This is a genomic window from Actinomycetospora sp., assembly GCF_055612215.1.
The window spans coordinates 1-3,042 of the sequence record NZ_JBVPVA010000095.1; the positions used below are offsets into that span (position 1 = coordinate 1).

Here is a 3,042-nt window from a genome sequence, read left to right on the forward strand (position 1 = left end):
TCGTCGGTGATGCCGGTGAAGCGGGCCTGCAGCTGGGTCGCGAGCGCCGGGTCCTTGACCTGCAGCGAGGGCTCGAGCAGTTCGAACGCCTTCTGCGCGCCGGCGATGTTGGCGTCGAAGTCGGATAGGTCGGTGTGGGAGTAGGCGTCCTCCTCACCGGTGACCTTCGACGTCGAGACCTCGGTCAGCAGCTCGCTCGCCCCGTTGGCCAGCTGTGCGGGCTGGTACTCGGCGGTGCCCACGAGGGACTGCAGCTTGGCCAGGTCGGCATCGAGCTTGTCGGCGATCGGCGCCATCCCGGCGGTGGTCCGGTCCACCCAGAGCGCCTGCTCGATGCGGTGGAACCCGGTCCACTCGGCGCCGGGCTCGACGTCCGCGATGCGCTGGTCGATCGCGGGGTCGAGGTCGCCGAAGCTCTCCGCCACGGGCTCGATCTGCTCGTAGTGGTAGCGGGCGGGGGCGTAGGCCTTCTGGGCGCCCGCGACGTCGTTCGCCCGCACCGCGTCGGTGAACTGCTTGGCGGCGGGGACGAGGGCGGCGACCTCGCCGATGACGTACTGCTTGTAGCCGGCCGTGGCGCTCGCCAGCGAGGCCTCCACCGGCGCCGGCGCCTGGCCGCCCTGGCCGGTCACCGTGAGCTGCGCGGTGTCCTGCGCGGCCCCGGGGCAGTAGACGGTGTAGGTGCCCGGGTCGAGGCGCAGCGAGAAGTCGCCGGAGAGCCCCGGGGTGATGTTCTCCTTCTCGCCGAGGATCCGGCTGTCCTTCTGGATCTCGCCCTCGGTCACCTTGGCCGTGCCGGAATTGGTCACGGTGAAGACGACCGGTCCCGCGGGCACGGACGCGGGCTGCGGCGCACACCCGCCGTCGGACAACGGCATCGAGACCTTGGCGCCCTGGGCGCCCTGGTCGCCTCCGGAGGAGCAGGCCGCGAGGAGCCCGGCGGTGACCACGGCGACGGCGAGGGCACCGACCACGGCGCCGCCGCGGCGTCGGGACCGCGCCGGGAGGGGCGAGACGGGGAGCACGGGCTGGGGTCCTTTCTCGGGGTCGGGGACACACGGGTCCCGGCGACGCGGCGTGAGGGGATCGGTCAGGCGGAGGCGCCGGCCGGTTCCGACGCGGCGGAGCGCGACGGTCGCCGGACGGGCCAGAGCACGAAGACGAGCATCGGCACCAGGTAGACCAGCCAGGCGACGACCTCGATGACGGTCGGCTGCGGCTGGATGCCGAGCACGCCGGTGAGCAGCGAGGAGATCGGGGTCCCGGGCTGCACGACCGCGGAGAGGTCGGCGACCTGGGTCTGCCCGACGTCGAGCCACGTCGCCTCGTGGGCGGTGTGCACCGCGCTCACGAACAGGCCGGCTGCGACGAGCACGAGGAACACCGCGGTCACCGTGAAGAAGCGCGCCAGGTCGATGCGGACCGCGCCCCGGTAGATGCCGTAGCCGAGGCCGATCGCGACGAGGATGCCGAGGGCGGCGCCTCCGCCCGCGGTGACCGGGCTCGTCGCGGACTGGAAGGCGGCGAGCAGGAAGACCGTGGTCTCGAAGCCCTCCCGCAGGACCGCGAGGAAGGCCATCGCGATCAAGGCCCACGTGGAGCCCCGGGCGAGCGCGCTCTCGGCGGCCGCCTCCAGCTCGCGGCGCATGGAGCGCGCGTGCCCGCGCATCCAGACGATCATGTAGGTGATCATCCCGACGGCCACCAGGCCGATCACCGTCTCGAGGCCCTCCTGCTCCTGCTGGGGCAGGTCGGCGGAGACCACCTGGAGGACGACGGCGACGGCGACGCAGATCAGGACGGCCAGGGCCACGCCCGCCCACATCGGCCGCAGTGCCGCGCGGTCGCCGCGGCGACGCAGGAACCCGCCGACGATCCCGACGATGAGGGCGGCCTCGAGGCCCTCCCGGAGCCCGATCACGAACGTCGCCAGCACCGCCGCGCCTCCTCCACCGTCCGCGGGGACCGGCGGCCCTCGCTCAGGCGCAGTCTTAGGTTTGCCTCACCTTCGCGTCAAGCGCTGAGCGGAGGAAAGACGATCGTTTTGTCCGACCCGACCGGGTGACCAGGGGCGGGAGCAGGCAAAATCCGTCACGCCCAGTGTGAGCGCCACTCCTCCGGGGTGGTCCGGCGCGGCTGACCGTCCCCCGGTGCGGGCAGGCTTGCCTCTACGGCGCGGAGGTGCGCGCCGAGCGCGGTGGCCGCGGCGCGCAGCGTCCCCTCGGGGTCGCCGCCGGCCAGGGCGGACGCGACGACGGCGGCCGGCGCGCCCTCGGGGACCGCCGCGGCGAGGAGGTCGGGCGGGACCCCGGCGCGGGTCGCCCGGCTGACGTACTTGGCGAGCAGCGCGGCCGCGGGCTGGGCGAGCGCGACCCCGTCGAGCACCGACTCCCGCCGCTTCTCGGTGGCCTTGAGCTCCTCCCAGCGCACGTCCTGGTCGGTGGCGCTGATCACCCCGGCCTCGTCGGCGAACACGTGCGGGTGCCGCCCGACCAGCTTCGCCACGAGCTCGGCGGCCACGTCGTCGACGTCGAACCGCCGGGGCTCCGCCGCCTCGGCGGCCACCCGCGCGTGGAAGACCACCTGGAGGAGCACGTCGCCGAGCTCCTCGCGGACGGCCGGGACGTCGCCGGCGGCCAGCGCGTCGTAGAGCTCGTAGGTCTCCTCGACGAGGTAGCGCAGCAGGCTCTCGTGGGTCTGCTCGGCGTCCCACGGGCAGCCGCCGGGCGCGCGCAGCCGGTCCATGACCGCGACCGCCTCGAGCAGTTCGGCGCCCGACGGCGCCTCCGGGTCGGGGCCCGCGGTGAGCAGCACGGCGCCGGGCGGGACGTCGGCGCGCACCCGGTCGGCGGGGACCGCGTCCAGCTCCTCGGCCAGGCGCGCGGCCAGCGCCGCGGGCAGCGAGGGATCGAGCAGCACGACGGGGGCGGCGGCGACGAGGCGCACCGCCCGGGCCGGGAGGACCGGCCCGAGCCGCGGGTCGACGACGACCCGGGTCGGGCCGCTCACGGCGCCGGGACCGGGCTCGGGGCGGGCCGGGGG

Annotated in this window: 3 protein-coding genes; all 3 read right to left on the reverse strand. The window is 75.0% G+C overall.

The window, feature by feature from the left end:
- On the reverse strand, positions 1–1,025 hold a 1,025-nt coding region (gene efeO, locus AC0CYZ_RS02195; RefSeq protein WP_472211889.1), incomplete at its 3' end, for an iron uptake system protein EfeO.
- A gap of 65 nt (positions 1,026–1,090) precedes the next feature.
- Positions 1,091–1,936, reverse strand: a complete 846-nt coding sequence (efeU, locus tag AC0CYZ_RS02200; RefSeq protein WP_472211893.1) for an iron uptake transporter permease EfeU — start codon at positions 1,934–1,936, stop codon at positions 1,091–1,093.
- Positions 1,937–2,091: 155 nt separating this feature from the next.
- Positions 2,092–3,009, reverse strand: coding sequence for a nucleoside triphosphate pyrophosphohydrolase (locus tag AC0CYZ_RS02205; protein ID WP_472211896.1), 918 nt, complete (start codon positions 3,007–3,009; stop codon positions 2,092–2,094).
- Between the last annotated feature and the right edge of the window lie 33 nt (positions 3,010–3,042).